Annotated in this window: 21 protein-coding genes, 3 tRNA genes and 1 pseudogene; 14 read left to right on the forward strand and 11 right to left on the reverse strand. The window is 63.2% G+C overall.

The genetic code is table 11. The annotated features are described in order from the left end of the window. Positions 1-23 precede the first annotated feature (23 nt). The 3 genes from IL252_RS16685 to IL252_RS16695 form a co-directional block, all read right to left on the reverse strand. Entirely contained in the window at positions 24-479 is a 456-nt protein-coding gene (locus IL252_RS16685) for a DUF5790 family protein (RefSeq protein ID WP_208628940.1), read from the reverse strand. Between the two features lie 98 nt (positions 480-577). Next, positions 578-1,591 (reverse strand): DUF4013 domain-containing protein, encoded by a 1,014-nt coding sequence (locus IL252_RS16690; RefSeq protein WP_208628941.1) that lies wholly within the window; start codon positions 1,589-1,591, stop codon positions 578-580. A 61-nt stretch (positions 1,592-1,652) separates the two neighbouring features. Continuing rightward, positions 1,653-2,006: a dihydroneopterin aldolase family protein gene (locus tag IL252_RS16695; RefSeq protein ID WP_208628942.1), complete on the reverse strand. Its 354-nt coding sequence runs from the start codon at positions 2,004-2,006 to the stop codon at positions 1,653-1,655. A gap of 90 nt (positions 2,007-2,096) precedes the next feature. Between IL252_RS16695 and azf the strand changes: the two genes are divergently transcribed. From azf to IL252_RS16705, 3 genes and pseudogenes are all read left to right on the forward strand, one after another. Beyond that, positions 2,097-2,864, forward strand: a complete 768-nt coding sequence (gene azf, locus IL252_RS16700; RefSeq protein WP_153554688.1) for an NAD-dependent glucose-6-phosphate dehydrogenase Azf — start codon at positions 2,097-2,099, stop codon at positions 2,862-2,864. A gap of 97 nt (positions 2,865-2,961) precedes the next feature. Continuing rightward, positions 2,962-3,084: pseudogene (locus IL252_RS17675) on the forward strand (NAD(P)-dependent oxidoreductase); the annotation flags it as partial. Between the two features lie 114 nt (positions 3,085-3,198). Further along, a complete protein-coding gene (locus tag IL252_RS16705) occupies positions 3,199-3,441 on the forward strand; it encodes an amphi-Trp domain-containing protein (protein ID WP_153554687.1) in 243 nt (80 codons plus the stop codon). Between the two features lie 86 nt (positions 3,442-3,527). Here the strand turns inward: IL252_RS16705 and IL252_RS16710 are convergent, their stop codons facing one another. Beyond that, complete coding sequence (locus tag IL252_RS16710) at positions 3,528-3,773, reverse strand: hypothetical protein (protein WP_153554686.1); 246 nt, start codon at positions 3,771-3,773, stop codon at positions 3,528-3,530. A 201-nt stretch (positions 3,774-3,974) separates the two neighbouring features. Next, positions 3,975-4,583, reverse strand: a complete 609-nt coding sequence (locus IL252_RS16715; protein WP_208628943.1) for a DUF309 domain-containing protein — start codon at positions 4,581-4,583, stop codon at positions 3,975-3,977. Positions 4,584-5,120: 537 nt separating this feature from the next. Between IL252_RS16715 and IL252_RS16720 the strand changes: the two genes are divergently transcribed. Next, a complete protein-coding gene (locus IL252_RS16720; RefSeq protein WP_208628944.1) occupies positions 5,121-5,906 on the forward strand; it encodes a phytanoyl-CoA dioxygenase family protein in 786 nt (261 codons plus the stop codon). Positions 5,907-6,009: 103 nt separating this feature from the next. Here the strand turns inward: IL252_RS16720 and IL252_RS16725 are convergent. After that, positions 6,010-6,082: transfer RNA gene (locus IL252_RS16725), tRNA-Arg, on the reverse strand. Between the two features lie 187 nt (positions 6,083-6,269). On the opposite strand from IL252_RS16725, the gene IL252_RS16730 reads away from it, so the two are divergent. The 4 genes from IL252_RS16730 (at position 6,270) to IL252_RS16745 (ending at position 9,831) form a co-directional block, all read left to right on the forward strand. Further along, on the forward strand, positions 6,270-6,737 hold the full coding sequence (locus tag IL252_RS16730; protein ID WP_244257302.1) for a hypothetical protein: 468 nt from the start codon (positions 6,270-6,272) through the stop codon (positions 6,735-6,737). A gap of 147 nt (positions 6,738-6,884) precedes the next feature. After that, positions 6,885-8,330: a single-stranded DNA binding protein gene (locus tag IL252_RS16735; protein WP_208628945.1), complete on the forward strand. Its 1,446-nt coding sequence runs from the start codon at positions 6,885-6,887 to the stop codon at positions 8,328-8,330. A 55-nt stretch (positions 8,331-8,385) separates the two neighbouring features. Beyond that, positions 8,386-8,823: a histone gene (locus IL252_RS16740; RefSeq protein ID WP_208628947.1), complete on the forward strand. Its 438-nt coding sequence runs from the start codon at positions 8,386-8,388 to the stop codon at positions 8,821-8,823. Then, complete coding sequence (locus tag IL252_RS16745) at positions 8,824-9,831, forward strand: histone deacetylase (protein ID WP_208628948.1); 1,008 nt, start codon at positions 8,824-8,826, stop codon at positions 9,829-9,831. It begins immediately after the preceding gene. Here the strand turns inward: IL252_RS16745 and cca are convergent. Then, a complete protein-coding gene (cca, locus tag IL252_RS16750; RefSeq protein ID WP_208628950.1) occupies positions 9,810-11,162 on the reverse strand; it encodes a CCA tRNA nucleotidyltransferase in 1,353 nt (450 codons plus the stop codon). The genes IL252_RS16745 and cca overlap by 22 nt on opposite strands. A 92-nt stretch (positions 11,163-11,254) precedes the next feature. Between cca and IL252_RS16755 the strand changes: the two genes are divergently transcribed. The 6 genes from IL252_RS16755 to IL252_RS16780 all read left to right on the forward strand — a co-directional run bounded on the left by IL252_RS16755 (position 11,255) and on the right by IL252_RS16780 (position 14,040). After that, positions 11,255-11,327, forward strand: a tRNA-Asn gene (locus tag IL252_RS16755). A 118-nt stretch (positions 11,328-11,445) separates the two neighbouring features. Next, positions 11,446-11,521: transfer RNA gene (locus tag IL252_RS16760), tRNA-Ile, on the forward strand. Positions 11,522-11,697: 176 nt separating this feature from the next. Continuing rightward, positions 11,698-11,934 (forward strand): hypothetical protein, encoded by a 237-nt coding sequence (locus IL252_RS16765; protein ID WP_244257303.1) that lies wholly within the window; start codon positions 11,698-11,700, stop codon positions 11,932-11,934. After that, positions 11,931-12,128, forward strand: a complete 198-nt coding sequence (locus IL252_RS16770) for a sigma factor-like helix-turn-helix DNA-binding protein (RefSeq protein ID WP_208628954.1) — start codon at positions 11,931-11,933, stop codon at positions 12,126-12,128. The genes IL252_RS16765 and IL252_RS16770 overlap by 4 nt, the downstream gene beginning before the upstream one ends. Beyond that, the gene (locus tag IL252_RS16775; RefSeq protein WP_208628956.1) at positions 12,125-12,280 is read left to right on the forward strand and encodes a hypothetical protein; all 156 of its coding nucleotides are present in this window, start codon (positions 12,125-12,127) and stop codon (positions 12,278-12,280) included. Before IL252_RS16770 ends, IL252_RS16775 begins: the two co-directional genes overlap by 4 nt. A 2-nt stretch (positions 12,281-12,282) precedes the next feature. Beyond that, positions 12,283-14,040 (forward strand): MarR family transcriptional regulator, encoded by a 1,758-nt coding sequence (locus IL252_RS16780; RefSeq protein WP_208628958.1) that lies wholly within the window; start codon positions 12,283-12,285, stop codon positions 14,038-14,040. Positions 14,041-14,260: 220 nt separating this feature from the next. Here IL252_RS16780 and IL252_RS16785 read toward each other — a convergent pair whose 3' ends face one another. The 4 genes from IL252_RS16785 to IL252_RS16800 form a co-directional block, all read right to left on the reverse strand. After that, the gene (locus IL252_RS16785; RefSeq protein WP_208628960.1) at positions 14,261-16,435 is read right to left on the reverse strand and encodes a nuclease-related domain-containing DEAD/DEAH box helicase; all 2,175 of its coding nucleotides are present in this window, start codon (positions 16,433-16,435) and stop codon (positions 14,261-14,263) included. Between the two features lie 103 nt (positions 16,436-16,538). After that, positions 16,539-16,925, reverse strand: a complete 387-nt coding sequence (locus tag IL252_RS16790) for a hypothetical protein (protein ID WP_208628961.1) — start codon at positions 16,923-16,925, stop codon at positions 16,539-16,541. A gap of 163 nt (positions 16,926-17,088) precedes the next feature. Then, positions 17,089-18,261 (reverse strand): hypothetical protein, encoded by a 1,173-nt coding sequence (locus tag IL252_RS16795; RefSeq protein ID WP_208628962.1) that lies wholly within the window; start codon positions 18,259-18,261, stop codon positions 17,089-17,091. After that, on the reverse strand, positions 18,254-19,032 hold a 779-nt coding region (locus IL252_RS16800; RefSeq protein ID WP_208628964.1), incomplete at its 5' end, for a hypothetical protein. The genes IL252_RS16795 and IL252_RS16800, both read right to left, overlap by 8 nt.

The raw sequence follows: 19,032 nt of genomic DNA on the forward strand, positions 1-19,032 counted from the left end.
CGATTTTCACTGGCTACTATAGCCTAGGCCTCTGCCTCGGCGTCTGCGTCGGCGTCGGCCTCGGCGTCGTCGGTCTCCTCGTCCGCGTCTTCGGCGAACTCTTCGAGGGTCCCCCGGAGCTGTGGGATCGTGCTCGTCAGCTCGCCCACCTGCTCGCGAGCCGTCTCCACGTCTTCGAGCAACGTTTCGAGCGCGGCGATGTCTTCTTCGAGGTCACCGGCGTCCTCGAAGGCGTCGGCACGCTCGCCCATCGTGTACCACTTCTTTGCGTCTCTGAGGTGTTCTTCGGCGTCTTCCACGTCGAGTGCGCCTTTCAGTGCGTTGAGCACGCCCAGCGTGTTGTCGGCGTCGACGTCCCAGATGTCGTCGGCGGCCGGGAGGACCGCGCGTGCTTCGTCGAGTGAGGCCTCGACGTCGTCGCGCATCTCGGAGGCGGCCTCGCCGAACAGTTCGTCGTCGTCGAGCGTCGATTGGCTCATAGCCACGTGTTCACACGGCGGGGAATTAAAAGCCCGCCTGAAAGTGAAAGTGTAACCGCAAGCGGGTAGCGGGCCGGGAGCGACGAAACCGAAAGACGCTACCGGACCGTGGTCTCGTCGGCTCGCAACTCCTCGCGAACCTCGGGGATCGGGTCGAGATCGTCGTCGACGCCGCCGAGCACCAGCATCGCGTAGTAGCGCAGGAACGACTGGAGCGGTGCCTGTACGAGTCCGCCCACGAGCAGCGCCACCACGAAGAAGGCCAGTCCGAGCACGGCATAGACCGCGGTCGCGGCCGTACTGAACGCCGCGAACGTGTAGACGCCGAAGGCGACGAGCCCGAACGGAATCGCCACGAGCGCGAGCGCGAACAGCATGACGATGCTGCCGAGGATGCCGACGCCGATCCCCAGTAACACGCTGACGACGAGGTAGACGAGGTACTCCGCGAGGTTACTGGTGATCGACGACCACAGCCGACTCCAGGCAGCGAGCAGGCCGCGGTCCTCCGCCAGCATGATGGGGACGACGAACACGGTCGTGAACCCGTTGACGATCCCGATGGCGATCACCAGGAGCACGATCAATGGAATCGCCAACGCGAACAGGCCCAGCGACGCCGCGACGTTGTCGACGCCGCCAGCGACCAGCAGTCCCACCAGGAACAGTCCGACTACGAACACCCCCGCGGCGAGGACGATCGCGACCTGAAAGCCAAGCAGCCGGAGGCCGTTGCCGACGTTGCGCGAGAAGTACCGCCGGACGTGGACCTCGCGCTCGAACAGCGACTCGACGAAGACGAACTCCATGATCGGCGAGGCAAACAGCAGCAGGAGGGCAAACAGGACGGCAACCCCGATGAGAGCGACGGCCCCGAGCCCGATCGCGGCGTCGGGCGTCACGCTCCCGGCTCCGGCACTCGGCGCGGTCCCGAGGTCACCGTTGCCCGCGAACTGCAGTACGTTGCTTGCGTTGTTCAGGACGCCACCGCCGCCGGTGACGAAGAACATGATCACTGCGAGACGAAGCCACGTTCCGCGGTCGAAGGGGAGGAGGAATCCCTTCGTGGCCTCGATTGCGTCGTCGATAGCATCCAGGGCAGCGTATCCCATGTACGACGGTACAGCGACGACGGCACTAAAATTATCGCTTTTCGAACACACCTCGCGGACGCTACTCGGGGGCGGCCACGTCGTCGACCGCCATCAGCGGATAGTCGCCGTCCATCCGCATGCTCGTCTCGACGGCGACGCCCTCGTAGTCGATAGTCATCTCTACCTCGGCGAAGCGACCGGTGAACTCGGTGTAGTCGGCCGACTGCGCCTCGATCTCGGCACGGAGCGCCTCCTCGCGGATGTCGACATGCACGTCCTCGCAGTGGGGCTGGTTCTCGATGGCCTCGGCCATCGCCGCCGCCAGCGAGTCGGCGCTGTCTGGGCTGATCGGCGTCCCCGCGAACTGGTGGTACAGCGAGCCGAACTTCACGCCCGCCTCGAAGCACGCGACCTGTGGATCTGTCGGGTCCATACCCGTCGGTGGGGGCGACCTGACGAAAGACTGTCGAGAGAGCGCCGAAACCGCAAGGTACGTATCGCCCCCGCCGTAGCATCTACCTGAATGAACGAGCCTGTTCTGCTCACGGGCGCTGGCGGCGCGGTCGGGGAGGCCATCCTCGGTGGGCTCGAAGACGACTACGAGTGGAAGCTCATGTATCACAGCCCGCCGGTCGAGGAGCCCGATCACGACTACGTCGTCGGTGACGTGGCGAACGACGAGGACGTTCGGGCCGCCGTCGAGGGCGTCGGGGCGATCATCCACCTCGCCGGGGATCCACGACCCGACGCGCCGTGGAACTCTGTGCTGGCGAACAACATCGACGGCACCCAGAAGATGTACGAGGCGGCCATCGACGAGGGGGTCGAGCGGTTCGTCTACGCCTCCTCGAACCACGCCGTCGGGGCCTACGAGGACGAGCGCAAGCCCGACCTGTATCGCACGCACGACGACTTCCGTCTCGACGGCTCCGAGTTCCCCCGACCGGGGAACCTCTACGGCGTCTCGAAGGCCACGGGCGAGGTCATCGGCCGGTACTACCACGACGAGTACGGGATCGACGTGTGCAACGTCCGCATCGGCAATCTCACGAAGGGACACCCGCCGATCGACTACGAGCGCGGGCAGGCGATGTGGCTCTCCTACCGCGACTGTGCCCACATCCACGACCGAGCTCTCGTCGCCGACTACGACTTCGAGATCGTCTACGGCATCTCCGACAACGACCGCAAGTACTACTCGCTGGAGCGGGCCAAAGAGGTGCTGGGCTACGAACCGCGGGACAACTCCGCGCACTTCGACGGCGAGGAGCGCGTAGCCGGGGCGGAGTGAGGTCCACAGCGCGCCCGGAGAGCGGGTCGAGATCGTCTACGGCATCCTCGCGAGCGGAGCGAGCGAGGGCTCGACAGACGAACGGAGTGAGTCTGTCGGTGTCTCCGACAACGACCGCAAGTACTACTCGCTGGAGCGCGCCAAAGAGGTGCTGGGCTACGAACCGCGGGACAACTCTGCGCACTTCGACGGCGAAGAACGGGTCGAGACCGACGGCTGAGACGGGCTCTCTGTCTCCGGTGTCAACAGCGGCCGGTATCGGGACCACGAATCTCACCGATAAAGAGTCAATATAGGCACATCTATATGTTGGTCGAGGACGTAGTGCGTGCTGATGACAGAAGAACAACTATTCAAATCCGAGGAGAAGAGGCCCAGAGCCGAAATTGCGCGGGCGTTACGCGATGCGGCCGATCAGATTGACTCGGGAGATGTTACGTTAGCGAGCGACACGGCGGAACAGCACGTCACTGTTCCGGAGCAGTCGCGGTTCGAAGTCGAACTCGAACGGCTCACGGATTCGGAGACCGGTGAGCAGCGGTACGAACTCGAATACGAGATCAGGTGGACACAGTGACATCCTCCGCGCCGTGAACGGCGGGATTCTCTCACTGAATCAAAATAGCGTCTGTCTCGGACGCCACACACCTCGGCCCGGCGGGCTCACAGATCGATCGCGACGCGCAGCTCCGTGTCGGTGACCGTCTCGACGGAGTCGGCGGGGACCTCGATGTCGTCTTCGTCGGCGTCGCCGAAGCCAAAGCCCTGGATCACGCTCTCGGCGATGCCCGGGTCCGGTTCGACGTAGGCCACCTGCTCGTCCGGGTCGACCTCGGTGACGACGCCGATCTGCTCGGCTTCGCTGTCCATCAGGAACTTCCCCTCATCTGCTGTCGATAGAACTGACATAGCATCTGTACTGCATCGCCGTCCTACAAGAATCTTCTCGAAGGGGAGGGCGGCGGTTCTCATACGGATCGCTGTCGCCGTTCGCGCGGTCGATCGGGCAAACGGCGACAATACGCCGTCTCATACGACCGGCTGTCCATCTGTGACCGATTTCGCCACCCCGGGGTGGCGAAGCTCTTCACGAAGGTACAGCCGGCAGCATCACTCGAACAGCCCGTCGACGTCCGACTCTCGGTGTTCGCGGCGCTGGACGTGCTCGCCGAGTCTGGTCGCGACGATCGGCCGGCGGTCGGGCTCGCGCACGAACGCGAAGACCAGCCCGGTGTAGGTGCCACTCTCGTCGGCGGCGACCTCCTCGCGGGCGTACTCGATGCCGGCGTCGACGGCGTGCTCGTCCTCGCCTTCGGCCAGGACTCTCGCGGCGACGGCCGTCGCCTCGAAGTCAAGATCGTCGTAGGTCAACCGCTGGCCCTCGTAGACCAGCGGCGGTGCGTCGTCCGGTGTCACCTCCCGCGGGGCCGTCGCGACGCGACCGAGGAACGACCGGACGGCGTCCAGTTCGATCCCTCGATACGTCGCCGGCAAGTCGGCGAGGTACGCCCGACCGCTCTCGGCCAGCCCCGTGGCCCCGGAGTGGTTCTCGTCGTCGAGGTGGTGGACGACCGCGGTGAACTGGATCAGCCCGTGGAGCAGTCGCTCGTCGTCGGTCCCCTGGGACAGGTCGAGCCAGTGGTCTTCCCAGGCGTCGTGGGCCGCGTGGTACCGGCCCTCGTTGTAGATCGCGACGCCCGCCCGGAGGTGATCGCGCATGCACGGGCTTCGGTCCCGGCGGGCAAAACGCCTGGGACTCCTCCTCGATCAGCACCTCGCCGTCGCTGCCGAGTCCGACGATCACGTTCGACCCATGGCGCACGTCGAAGGCGTCGATCGGGAGCGACACGGTCCGGTCGGGGCCGTCCTCGACCGACACCGTGAGCTCGTACTCGCCCGTCGTGTCGATACTGGAGTCGAGTTCTCGCCGCTCGTCTGCGTCCAGCGACACCGTCTCCTCGGATATCGATTCCCCGCTACGCGCGACTGTCACGGTGACCGTCGAGCCGGTGCCGCCGTTCGCGAGCACCAGCAGGATCGGATCGTCCGGTGGCGGGGTGGGACTCGTCGTCGGTTCGGCGGTCGGCGTCACGTCGGGATCGGGCGACTCGACACAGCCGGCGAGGGTCGCGACGCCGAGACGGCCGCTCGGAGGAGGGCACGTCTGTTCACGCCGGTCGATCCGGCCGCTCGGACAAGTGCTTTCTGTCGGCCGGGACCGCAAGCATTAGTTGGTGGTACCACAGAGTCGACGGCATGTCACTCACCGACGCGCAGTTCGAACAGTACCAGCGAGACGGCTACGTCGTCGTCGAGGACGCTCTCGACGCCGAGACGGTCGAGCGCGTGAAGCGTCGCCTGCGAGCGTACACTCACGGCGACCGCGCCGTCGAGGGGTTCCAGTCACAGATCGAGCCGGCCGTCGAACGCGGCGAGATCGAGGTCGAACACACGGGCGACGCGGTACGGAAGTTCGAGGGGCTGGGCATGGTCGAGACCGACGACGTGTTCCGCTCGGTCGCCCACGACGCCACGATCACGGACACCGCCGCCGAACTGCTCGGGCCGAACCTGAAGCTCCTGCGCAGCGCCGCGATGTTCAAACCACCGGCGGTCGGCAGCGAGAAGGGATTCCACCAGGACGCCGCCTACTACCCGATCCAGCCGATGGACCACGTCACCGTCTGGATCGCGCTAGACGAGGCGACGACCGAGAACGGCTGTATGAACGTCGTGCCGGGCGCGCACACGGACGGCCTGCTGGGCCACGAGGCCGCCGACTACGACACGGACATCGTCATCGCCGAGGACGACGCGGACCGTTCGGACGCCGTCGCCGTGCCGATGGAACCGGGCGACGCGCTCTTCGCTCACTGCCTGGTTCCACACTTCACCGCCCCCAACACGACCGACCAGTGGCGGCGCGCGCTCATCGTGTCCTACATGGACGCCCGCTCGCGGTTCACGACGCCGGCCGAGGACCGACCCGACTGGGTGGACTCCGTCCACATCCGGGGCGAAGAGTTCCCCGGCTGTGTGTAGGTGGTTCATCTGACCGGCAAAACGTCCTGACAGCGATATCGGCCGTCACTTCTCGTCGTCGCACGAACGGACAGTCGTCACTCGCAGTGTAGTGAAAGGAAAACGTCCGGACAGCGATTTGAACGCTGGTCCCTGGCTCCGCAAGCCAAGAGGATAGTCCACTACCCTACCCGGACTCACTCTAACCGAAGGGGGAGTGCTGTAAAGGGGTTACGGTTCGACCGGGCACTGCGGGACGGTACCACGAGTGTCGTCGCCGTGGCGTCGCCGACGCTACTCGGAGCGTCTCACGGCCCCGCGGCGAGGGCGTCCACCGTACGAACGACCACAAGCTAATTACTTTCAGCCGTTCTCGTGGTGAACGTGAACCGTCGAACGACACTGATCCGGCTCGTCGGGCTCGGGACGGCGGGGCTGGCGGGCTGTGTGTCCGGCAGCGACGGCGGTGACCGGCGACAGCGGACGACCCAGACAGCCATGACTCCGACACTGGACGACGCGACGATCGTGGTACAGCGCAACGACTGTGGCCAGACGACCAGCGACGCGACGGTGTCGTTCGGGGAGCACGTGGCCGTCTCGGGGACGATCTGGGCTCCGGACCCCGGCTGGACGGCGGTCCTGTCGGCGGCCAGCTACGACGCCGACGACGACGAACTGACCGTCGCCGTCGGTGTCGAACCACGGGACGACAGCGGTCCGGTCGTCCAGTGTATCGCCGAGATCGAGTACCGGGTCACGGCGACCTTTTCCGACGGCCTGCCCGGGAGCGTGACGGTCACACACGAGACCGACGAGGGCGTGGCGACGGTCGCGACGGCGACGGCGTGACCTCCCTGGCGGTCCGTGCGTTTATCCCGGAACGCGACCCATCGCCGCTATGCTACCGAGCCGAGGGGCGGAAACCACCGGACGCGAGCGGTGCGTTCTCGTAACGACAACGCTTAAGCGGCGGCCAACCTTGCCTTGTGTACATCAATGGGTGCGATAGGAGACATCTACGCGGACCTCGAGACGGACGAGGTCTCCGAGGAGGAGTTCCGCGAGGCCGTCGAGGAGAAGGTCGAGCAGATGGGCGGGCTCGCAGACGAGGAGACCGCCGCGATGTTGCTCGCACACGAACTCAACGAGAACGAGGTCAACGCGGTCGCCGACATCGAGCCGGGGATGAACGAGGTGAAGTTCATCGCGAAGGTGATGTCGGTCGGCGATCTGCGCACCTTCGAACGGGACGGCGACGGCGAGGACGAACCCGACGAGGGTCGCGTGATCAACGTCGAGGCGGCCGACGAGACGGGCTCGGTCCGGCTGGCGTTCTGGGACCAGGAAGCCGAGTCGATCGACGAAGGACAACTCGACGTGGGCGACGTGTTGCGCGTCGCCGGCCGGCCCAAGGAGGGGTACAACGGGCTGGAGGTCTCCGTCGACAAGGCCGAACCCGACGAGGACGCGACCGTCGACGTCGAGCCCGGCGGGGGGTCGACCATCGACGCCCTGAGCATGGGCCAGTCCGACGTCGACGTGCGCGGCGTGGTCCTCGACACCGACTCGATCCGGACGTTCGACCGCGACGACGGCAGCGAGGGCCGGGTCGCGAACCTGACGATCGGCGACGAGACCGGTCGGGTTCGGGTGACCCTGTGGGACGACCGGGCCGACCGTGCCGAGGAGATCGATCCCGGGACGGCCGTCGAGATCGTCGACGGCTACGTCCGCGAGCGCGAGGGGAGTCTCGAACTCCACGTCGGCGACCACGGTGCCGTCGACGAGATCGACGAGGCGGTCGCCTTCGAGCCCGACGCCGCCGCGATCGAACACGTCGAGATCGGCGAGACCGTCGACATCGCCGGCGTCGTTCGCTCGGCCGATCCGAAGCGAACCTTCGACCGCGACGACGGCAGCGAGGGCCAGGTTCGCAACGTCCGGATTCAGGACGCGACCGGCGACATCCGCGTCGCGCTCTGGGGCGAGAAGGCCGACAAGGAGATCGCACCGGGCGACGAGATCCTCGCGGCCGACGTGGAGATCGACGACGGCTGGCAGGACGACAAGGAAGCGTCGGCCGGCTGGCAGTCGACCGTGGTCGTCCTCGACGGTGCCGCCAGTGCTCCGGGCAACGGCGGCGCTGGTGGCGGGGGACAGGCGGCCGGTGCCACGAGTGCCGACGGCGGCAGCGCCTCGGCTGGGCTCGACGACTTCGCCGACGGGAGCACCGCCACGGCGACCGACGAGAGCGACGACGAGACCACCGGCGAGACGATCGAGTTCACCGGGACGGTCGTCCAGACCGGCGACCCGGTCGTACTCGACGACGGCGAGGAGACGATGAGCGTCGAGACGGACGAACGCGTCCAGCTCGGCCAGGAGGTCACGGCCCGCGGGACCCTCCGAGACGACCGACTCGACGCCGACGACGTGTTCTGACGCGCCGAGCGCAGTTACGGAAACTCTTAAGGCTGCGACAGTCCCGCCTTTGTGTATGAGCGTCGAGCTACCGTTCGCGCCGGTCGATTCGGTGATCCGGCGGAACGCGGGTGGGTTGCGTGTCAGTGCCGAAGCCGCCGAGGAACTGGCTCGCCGGATCCAGGAGTACGGGGCGCGACTGGCCGCCGACGCCGCCGAGACGGCGACGGCGGACGGACGAAAGACCTTGATGCCCGAGGACTTCGACGCCGAGGGCGTCCGAGACAAGGACGAACTGGAGCTGCCGGTCGCGCCGGTCGACCGGATCGCACGGCTCGACATCGACGACAGCTACCGGGTCGCGATGGACGCCCGGGTCGCACTCGCCGACATCCTCGAAGCGTACGCCGACGACGTGGCGGCCGCCGCCGCGACGCTCGCCCGCCACGCCGACCGGCGGACGATCAAGGCCGAGGACGTCGAGACGTACTTCGAACTGCGGCAGTACTACTGAATGAACTTCGGCTACCGCGAGGTCTGCCTCGACCACGACACGGGTCCGCGCCACCCAGAGAGTGCCGACCGCCTCCGGGCGATCAGGCGGGGTCTCGCGGAATACCACGGCGTCGAGTACGTCGCCGCGGGCGACGCCGACGAGGAACTGATCTGTACGGTCCACGATCCCGACTACGTCGAGGAGATCAAGACGTTCTGTCAGGATGGTGGGGGCAACTGGGACGCAGACACCGTCGCCGTCGAAGACACCTGGAAGGCCGCACTCGCCAGTGCCGGCCTCGCCGAGTGGGCGGCGCTCTCGGCGCTGGAGGGCGACGACGGCCGCGAGACGCCGTTCGCGCTGGGCCGTCCGCCCGGCCACCACGCGGTCGCGGACAACGCCATGGGCTTTTGCTTCGTCGACAACGCCGTCGTCGCGGCCCAGTCGGCACTCGACGAGGGTGCCGAGGGGGTCGCGATCTTCGACTGGGACGTCCACCACGGCAACGGGACCCAGGACATCTGCTACGACCGCGACGACATCTTCTACGCGTCGATCCACGAAGACGGCCTGTACCCCGGCACCGGCGACGTCGACGAGACGGGAACCGGCGACGGCACGATGACGACACTCAACGTCCCCTACGACCCCGGTGCCGACACCGTCGACTACCTGGCTGCCGTCGACGAACTGATCGCCCCGGAGATCGAGTCGTTCGACCCCGACCTCCTGCTGGTCAGCGCCGGCTTCGACGCCCATCGCCACGATCCGATCTCCCGGATGCGGGTCTCCTCGGAGGGGTACGGCCTCCTCACCCAGCGGATGCGCGAGCTCACCGACCGCTGTGACGCCGGCCTCGGCTTCGTTCTCGAAGGCGGCTACAGCCTCGACACCCTGACCGACAGCCTCACCACCGTCCACGAAGTCTTCGACGGCTACCAGCCCTCACAGCCCGACGGGTCGGTCAGCGAGGACGCCCGCGACGTGCTCGACGCCCTGGTCGATCAGGGCTTCGGGTCGACGTAGTCTGCGAGTTCGACGCCGAACTCGCCTGCCAGGGACGCGACCGCCTCGCCGACCAGTACCTCGTACTCCGCTTCGAGCGCCGACGCGACGTGTGTCCCCAGCGCCACGTTCGACAGCGCGTCGCTTCGCAGGAACGCCGACGCCGTCGCGAACTCGCGGTCGCGTTCGACGACGTAGCGATCGCCGTCGACGTACGGCCCCGTCGCGTCGGCGGTGGCGTACTTCTCGTAGAATCCCTCTGCGTGGTCCCGGACGTGGACCGGCGGCCCCTCGTGGCGCTCTATCGTGGGCCGCTCGGCCACTTCCAGTTCCGCCAGCAAGACGGCCGTCTCGTTTGCGAACGCCGCCGAGCGGAGGACGTCGAATCCGCGTCGATTCAAGGCATCGGTCACTCCCGACAGCGACCGTTCGAGCTGGGGCCAGAGCTGATCGTCGACGAGATCCGGCGCGTCGAACCGCACCGCGACCGGCGTCGTCCCCCGCCGCTCGAACCACGCCCGGACTGTCTCGGCGTCGACGGGCTCGGACTCGCTGGGCTCGAACAGTGCCACTCGTGGCTCGGCCACCAGCTCGCGTGCGTAGTGCTGGAAAGTCGCCAGCTGTGTGGCCGACAGCACCGCCGCGACGTTTCGCTCCGGGTCCGTGGGATCGATCACGACGAGCGGATCGTCGAAGCTCTCCCGCCCGTGGTCGGCCGGATCGAACGCTACCGGCGGCGTCCACGCCGCCGCGGCCTCGACGAGCGGTCGGAACCCGTCGTGTTCGAGCACGAGCAGCTCCGTCAGGTACCCGGAGAACCCCTCCGTCCTGAGGTCGCTGCCGTAGACGCCGATCGCCTTCATGAACTGCTTGCAGACCCGCACGTCCGCGGCCAGCGTCTCGTCGAGTCGCTCGGCGAGATAGCGCGTGTGAAACGGCGTCCGGTCGACCGCCGACTGGATCGCCGCCGCGTCGGCGACGTCGTAACACGGGACCAGATCCACGTCGTACCCGTCGACCGTGCCCTTGACGTAGGGGTGTTCGGCGTACTCCTCGTGGCCCGCCGGCAACACGGCGTGGCCGACCGAGAGCCCGTACTCCTCTAACTCCTCGCGGTCGAGCTCGGGCGGGAAACAGACGAACAGGTCCAGGTCCCGATCGCCCGCCGTCCACGTCCCGCGCGCCGTCGAGCCCACCCGCACGACGTGGGCGTCGACGGGCAACGACGCGATCGCGTCCTCGGCCCGCTCGGTGAGTCTGTCCGCGATCGCCTGCAACGCCGCGCGCTCGTCGTCGCCAGGGGTCACCCGCTCGCGAACCCGCTCGACCACGGCGTCGACCTCGTCGCTCATGCCCCCGGCTTTGCGAGGAGTGCGTGAAAGCGTGTCGATGGACGACGGAAAGCGAAAGTCCTATTTAACAACTCGGGCTATGGTGGGACAGAGCCGCCGTAGCTCAGTTGGTAGAGCACCACGCTGTTAACGTGGTTGTCCCAGGTTCGAGCCCTGGCGGTGGCGCTTCTCCCGTCGTCGACTCCCCGAGCCAGTCGCTCGGCTCCGTCGAGCGGTCCGTGGCGAGTGTCTCGCCGCAACGAGACGGTAGAATTTTGTCGGCCGGTGGGATACGAACGTACCAGGGCCCTTAGCTTAGTCTGGTTCAAAGCGATCGGCTCATAACCGATTGAGCGGTGGTTCAAATCCGCCAGGGCCCATCAAGCAACTGCCTGATTCCTGGCCGAACCGAAATTGCGACGAGCGACGCCCATACTGACCGAAAACAGGCAAATTGGGTTAGCGAAAAACCCCGGTTCCGAGCTGACTCGAATACGGAATTAATCGGGGGTCGCCGCCGTCCGGCGAATTTCCAAACCGAAACGGGGTGGTCGGCGTGAGCCAGCGCGCGACCGTCGACGCCCAGGTCGACACCGCCCGCGGCGTTCGGAACCGCTCACAGTACGCCGACACACTGCACCGACAGGACCCCGACAGCGACGAGCCACGGCCGGCCTGTCCCGAGGCGGACTATCGCGAGGATGCAGACTTCACGGACGTTCCGATCGCCGCCTACCGCCCACACTACAAGCTCTGTGGCAATCCGGAGTGCTTCGGGAGGGATTGGCGGTGAGGTACCAGTCGTCGCTGTTCGAGTACGAGGAAGACCTGTCACCGCTGTCTGACGCCCAGCAAGAAGTGTACGAAGCCATCGAGCAGGACGGCTTCGGTGTCCGCGAGTACGCACGGAAGACTGGTCGCTCTCCCGGTACCGTGGGCAACCTGCTCCGGCGGGCTCGTCGCCGACTGGGAGGTGACGCGGCGTGAGCGAGTTCGTCCGAGCCTCTCGCCTCTACGACGCCGAGAGCGGCGAACCCCTGCGTTTCGACTGGGCGAAGATGCAGCCGCTCGGAGAGAGTCAAGCAGAAGTCGAGCGGGCTGTAGGGGGCCTGCTCGACGAGGATGCACGAGCGAGGTGAGCATGTCGCGGTACCTCAAGTGCGCCCCTCACGAGGGCGACGTGCGCTTTACCGTCGGCGTGCATCCCGATCCAGCCGTTCAGGATCACGGGCTGGCACCCTACTATGCGATGCACGGGTTCATGAAAGAGTGGGGTGATCGCTGGCAGACCCAGGGGAAGCCGACCCGTGACATCGAATTCATGGGCCAGCAGTGGGCGACGGCCTTCGACTACTCGAAGAGCGGACTCGATCCGTGGGACAACCCTTCCTTCGAGATCGAGGAGGTTCGTGAGTTCCAGTTTTATTTCGTCGCGAAGGACTCGCCCCACTATAGCGGGAAGCCTGCCGATCAGGACCCTCGGACGAAAGGCGGAACGATCACCATCCGCCCGCGCTGGCCGAATCTCACGTCGGACGGTCAGCCGGTCTCGGTCCCCCAGTACGGCGAGCCCTACATCGACGTGCAGGTCCAGGCTTCCAACATCCCACATGAGAAGTACCTCACACTCGTGCAGCGCGTGATGGATGCCTACGGGATCTCTGCGCGCTACTTCGACCAGCCCCACCCAGACAGCCACGTGAACGACCTGGCCTACTACGTCCGTCTCTACCGCGATGCGAGCGGTCCGCTATTCGCGCCGGACGGACCGATCGCCCGCTGTCACACGCTCATCCAGGGTGACCGGAGTGGGTACCGGAAGCACGTCGAGGACAACACGAAGCTCCCCGGGTACTACGTCACCGCGACCGTCGAGGACGAGAAGGCCGACGAACTGGTCCGTGGGCATGGGCTGGGGAAGGAATTGAAACACTACTACCCGAACCACCCCAACGAGTACGAACCCGATGACGCCCCGTACCATCCGAAATTCGAGGTATCGTATCAAACGAGTCGTACCGACGATACTGTTCGGTGGGACGACCTCGGCGATGCTCGCCGCGAGCTGGAAGAGACGATCCTGAACTGTCTGGAGTGGACCGGCATCGCCACCACTGCCGAGAGTAATGCGTTCGTCGACTTCGATCCGTACTGGACGGTCGAAGACACCACCGAAGCCCGGAAGATCGTCAAGTGCCCGCTGCCGGAAATCGAAGACGAGCAGGAACACCGAGTGATGCAACTGTGGGGCGATATGAGCCGCGCCGACCGGGACGTGACAGAGTTGCTACTCACCGACGGCGGGAAGGTCTCGCCCCAGGAGGCCGCCGACAAGACCGGCTACACCTACCGGACCATTCGGACGGTGATCGACCGGCTGGAAGGATTGATCCGCCACACGTACGGCGAGATGGAACTGGAGTCGAAGAAGATCCAACAGGAGCTTCTCAAGCGCGTCAGGGCGGCTGGTGATCGGTTCGAGCAGTCGGTCGGCAGCGCAGTGATGGATTTGGCCGACGCCGCAGAGGAGCAAGAGAAGACCCGTTGGAGTCGACTCCGGCGCGAGTACGCCATCACTGTTCGTGACGGCGACGACTGTCGGAAGTTGCTGCAGATGGGCTACCAGCCTGCCGATCGCGCGGAAGCCCGCGAGATCATGCGGGAAGTGAAGACAGCGTACACCCAGTTCGTCGAGAACAACGTCTACGGTGTCCACGTCGTCGTGACCTACGCCGACGGTGCCCGCGACCGGTTCCGGGACCTTCGGAACGTCTTCGAGGGCCAGCGCAGCGAGGAGTATATCACCAGAGAACAGCAGGAACGCCGGAACGCGGGTTTCGATTTCGAAGCCTGGAAGGCTGCCGGGTGTCCGCCCGCTGACGAGTGGTCCGGGGGGTAGCGCGCCCCCTGGATAGAGGCATCACTATTCAGCACACCATTTTAGCGGCAATATCGTCCCATACCCCCCACCCCGGCGCGTCGCGCGGCTGGGTTCGTTCCCTCTCGGTCACGTCACCCAGCCGCGCGACCAGGGGGAACCCGGAAAGTGAGCTTCCGGGTTCCCCTTAGTCGTGTGGCTAAGGCCACCTTCCCAAAATACACTGCCCGGCTACAGATCACTAGACAAAGTCACTCAATCCTTTTGTCTCTTGAAAGTCATCCAGTGTGTACTCAATAATCCCATCTTCCATTTGGTTTTCAAGGGATTGAGGGTCTGGCGCATCGAAGACAATCTTTGGATTTGAACCAGTCACATCATCAAGAACCGCTCGAAGCTCATCGAATGGCTCACTTTCGCCAACCCCTGAGATCCTGCACCAACTTCGGGTGCGCGTTAATGCTACAAATATCTCGTTACGACGCTGTACCAATGAATTTCCAGAAGAAACGTCATCTACGTATTCCAGTCCAGTAACGTATACCATTGCCGCTTCGTTTCCTTTCGCTCGGTTAATACGAGTGACTGTAACTTCGTCATCTTTCGCGAAAACACTAGATTCGCCTTCCCAGACTTTATTAACAGAAGTCTCACTCTCAAGCACGTCGTTTAAGAATTTTGCTGGTTCTTCAGCATCACTTTCGGTTTCCTGGCCAATGAGAATCACCATAATCTGCTCAGGACTTAAACCATGTTCATTGATGTCTCTATCTATACTTTCGGCTACTTCCTCCATCTCTTCCCGTTTCGAGTCAGCAGACTTAAATTGGACAAAAGGTTTAGCGTTTTCTTCTTCGCTTAATGGATGTGGTGAGTTTTTAGCAGGACGTTGTATTTCCACTGTTTCTCCTGTTCGGCGGAAGTCCCCTTCCGTTACCTCATATCCAATATTTTCCCAACCATCCTGTGTGGTAATTGTCTGCACTGCCCCGCTGTCACGTTTTAATCCCATACCGAATGCGTGGGCGGCCATAAGAACCTCGCGCGGTGAACGGTAAGCCTTCCTCATGATCTGACTTTTTTGGATACCACCCTCATACGAGCCACTAAGATCCACTTTTGGGTCCCCATCTTCATCCGTTCCGAAGATATTCGACGGACTCGGTGCGGTTAGTGAACCTAAGCTTTGGGCCTCATCATATGCCCAAATTAGACGTTCTGGTTCACGTAATGCCGCTTTACACATCTTATAAAAGTTTGGCTCGAAGTCCTGTGCTTCATCAATTAAAATAGCATCAAACATTGTCGGTACATCGCCGGAATTTAGTAGTGATTCACAGCAGGCATCAAGTAGAGACGGTGTTTTTAGCCTTCCATGCCTGTTTTGGGCTGCAACAACATGCTGGAATTCATGAGTTTCTGATTCTGATGCAAGAACGTAGTACATCCCATCAAGCACAGTTTTACCACCCCACCCATGGAGGAGTCGAATCTTCTGCCAATTTGGCTCTTCTTCGGCGAAGTGCCAATGAAAACGGTTGATGAGTTCTCGGATCTGCGGATATAAGCTTTTAGTCATAAAAGTTACAGCTATATCCCATTCAGGATATCGACTATGCATTCGGGCGGCTTTCATCGCCATGAGAACAGTTTTTCCGGACCCGGCAATCCCTCGAACCTGTTGAGGTCCAGGAGGTATTTGTATCCCAATTTCTTCCTGCTTCTGATCTAACTTTGGCAGTTTTTCCTCAACAGTTGCGTAAAGCTCGCCCTTCGTTGTCGGATTCGGTGGTGCAGCACTTCCTTCATCGCCAATAACTGATCCACCACCTAATACGGAACGCGCGGCTCGGTACTCCTCTGCAGACAAAGGTTCCATTGACGGAGTCTCCGAGATTTTATCCCGGAATGACTGCGGTGATAGATCATCCGAGGTTAGCACGCGAGGAGAGGAAGGAATGTTGTGGAAGCCACGTTCTTCCCACTCACTCCGCGAGATATTTGGCAGAGCAATAAATACGTTACAGGGAATCTTGCATCTTCCCTGCTCATCTGTCAACTCTGGCTGTCGATTAAAAAAGGAGCGGATTTTGAACGCTTGATCACGGACCTGTGGATGAGGTTTTGCTATGGACTGGGAAGTGTTTTTTAGCTGCCAAACCTGCCCCTCAATAGATTCGATATGGGAAATTTGATATCCTTTACATTCAATAACGAACAAACCCAGTTCCTGATGAAGTAGAACAAAATCGGGCTCGCGGTCATGTTCTTCACCGCTTTTATCCACCACTGGGAATTTATAATAAGCAACGCCGCTGTCATCCGCGCCTAAGGCGTTCTTGATCGCAGACCAGACCTCTGCTTCTGCCTCGCCGCCAGCCATCGTCGAGTCAATATCTGTTGGAATAAAGTCCACATCACCACGAGATAACGCCAACTATATAAAAATGAACCCATATTTCCATATTCAGATTCACAGTTGAAAAAGGAATATTCTATAGGACATTACTACGAAGAGTTCATGATTTTGGAATGTCATTTATCTTGATTTTTCCTTGTTTGGCCTCACGATGTTCTCCGCCATTATGCCAATCTAGTTTCGGCAACTGGGATGAGTGACACATCTCCCAGTTCAAAACCTCAACACCACGCCCACGAACCCGATATACTGCAAAGACGTACCAGCCGTTCGCGGCCCGTAGCTGCTCGTGATACTGGTCGTATAGCTTGAATGTTCCGGGCTGACCGTCGCTGTGGCGATGCATCGCAGCCTTGATTTCGACAGGTGTGCCGTCAGGTCGTTTCGCGTCGTGCCACGAACACCGATCGAGTTCCAGATTGTACCGTTTGGAAGCCCGTCGCTCGACCAGGGTCCCGTAGTGGTTGGCCCTGTGTGATCGGTTCATCGCGATCGCGCCTCGCGTGCGTCATATATAGATACTCCTCCGGGCTGTTCGTCGCCGTTGCCCATGGCTCGCGCGTGCTCGCCCTGCGAGCGCGCGCCATGGGCCAGTAGAGGGGGTGCGACGGGGTGTTGGTAGTTGTTGGTTTCGGCTGATACCGTCGCTATCATGCAGTTAGCCCCTCGACGTCGCCAACCACGTTCCGGTGTTCACCGTCATCCTGGTACTCGTTCCAGCGCTGTCGCACCCATTCAGCACTGTACGGCACGAATTCGGCTATTTCGTGGTTTGGTCGGTCCGGATTAGACTCCTTGGCCGTGATGACCGTGTAGACCGCCAGCTTCCGCGAGAGGTCCGCCGGATCAACTCCGTCGTCGTCCTCGCCCTCGCCGGACCACGACCACGTTGTCGGTTCCTTGTCGTCGTAGCGCCAGTCCGTCTCGGGGATTCCAGACACCGAGAGGATGGGATTCACACCGGACCGTCCCTTCACGTCTTCGTAGAAGGTCGCTTCCTTCAGCCCCACCTTGTGGACACAGGTCGCCAGCTCACGAACGAGCGGGTGGACGTCCCGACCGTCGTGGCCGATCACGATCAACGACCCACCATACTTGCGAATCTTGTAGGTGAGCGGCCCCAGCTTCGTCTTGGTGTTGTAGCCGTCCTTCCCGCCACCGCCAGCGTTCGAGGATGCTTCGTCGAAGATGAACAGCTTCCGGGCCTGTTCGTTGTGCATCGGATCGCCGTCCTGTTTCAGCCACTCGTTCAGCTCGCCGTAGTTCGCAAGCCAACCGTCGCGCCGATCGCCATCGTCACCGATCCAGGCATCAGTCTCTTCGAGCGTCCGGATGTTCGAAGCGACCAGCCCGCTGGGGTGATGTTCCTTCCAGAGTTGTCCCAGCAGACACGCGAAGTTCGACTTCCCGGAACCGGGTTCGGCCCACATGTAGAACATCGGGGCTGGACCGGTCATCTGGGCACGGAGCTGGTCGATAGCCTTGATCCCAGAGATGTCTGCCCGCTGGCCGGCGTCGCCGGTGAAGTGCTTGAGCGACTGCATGTCGCCGTTCTCCAGGGCACGGCGGGCGGTCTCAGTGCCTTCGATCCGAACGATATCCCGGACGTGCTGGAGGTCCTTGGCCTGGCCGGGCATCTTCGCCGGCTTGTCGGCCCGTTGTGGATCGTAGTGTGTTTCGAGGATCGCGAGGTACCGTGACAGCTTCTCGTCGCGGACGATCCCTGCGTGTGGGTGCGCTTCGTCGGGATCGCGCTGGCCGTAGCCGTCCTGATACTCGCGGAACTGTGCTGGTGTGTAGAGGTCGCCGCTATCGTCAGTCATCGTTCATCTGGGGGTTCTGTTGGTCGGGAGCCGGTACGTCGGTCGGCCCATCGCCCACAGCAGCGTCGGCGGTGGGGTCGTGTTCGTCGATCTCGTGGATGGTGGGGGCGTCGTCGAAGTCTTCGCCGTCCTCGACGAGGCTTCCGAAGGTGTCCTTCGCGGCGGTCTTCTGGATCATCTGGCCCCGCTCGTTGGCCTCGCTCTCGGCGGTGACGAGCTTCTTCTGAAGTTCCACGGCCCCGCGCGACCACCGGCCGCGGATCGCTGCAAGCTCTTCCGCGCGGTCGATGAGCCAGCCGTGGATATCCTCCATCTGCTTCTTGGAAGTCATGAGCTGGGTGTCCTGACACCCTTCGAGCCACACCCCGCGAACGCGCACCTGCTCGATGTCGTCGAGGTACTCGTACTCGCGGACGGCCCACGCGCTGCCGCCGTTGACTGGGTACGGATCCGGGCCTTCGATCTCCTTCTCGCGCCAGAGTTCCGGCGGGACGTAGTGCTTCTGGACGGTGTCTTCAGCAGCGTTGACGTGGTGTACCTCGATCCAGTTGCGATTACGGAGCCAACGGGCGATCTTCGCGCCCACGAGGTAGCACGGAACGCCCAGCAGCAGCCACCCGACGAGGACACCCGCAATCCAGGCCGGCGGTGTCGGGAGCTGTGGCTGGTAGTAGATCACCAGTCCGAACGCACCGAGGATCATGCCCGAGACCAGCAGCTTGTACTCGCCGAGGAGCCAGGTGAGCCGGTCGCGGTTCGTCTGGAACGTCG

The sequence above is a fragment of the Halomicrobium sp. IBSBa genome (assembly GCF_017612575.1).
In the GTDB taxonomy this organism is placed as follows: Archaea; Halobacteriota; Halobacteria; order Halobacteriales; family Haloarculaceae; genus Halomicrobium.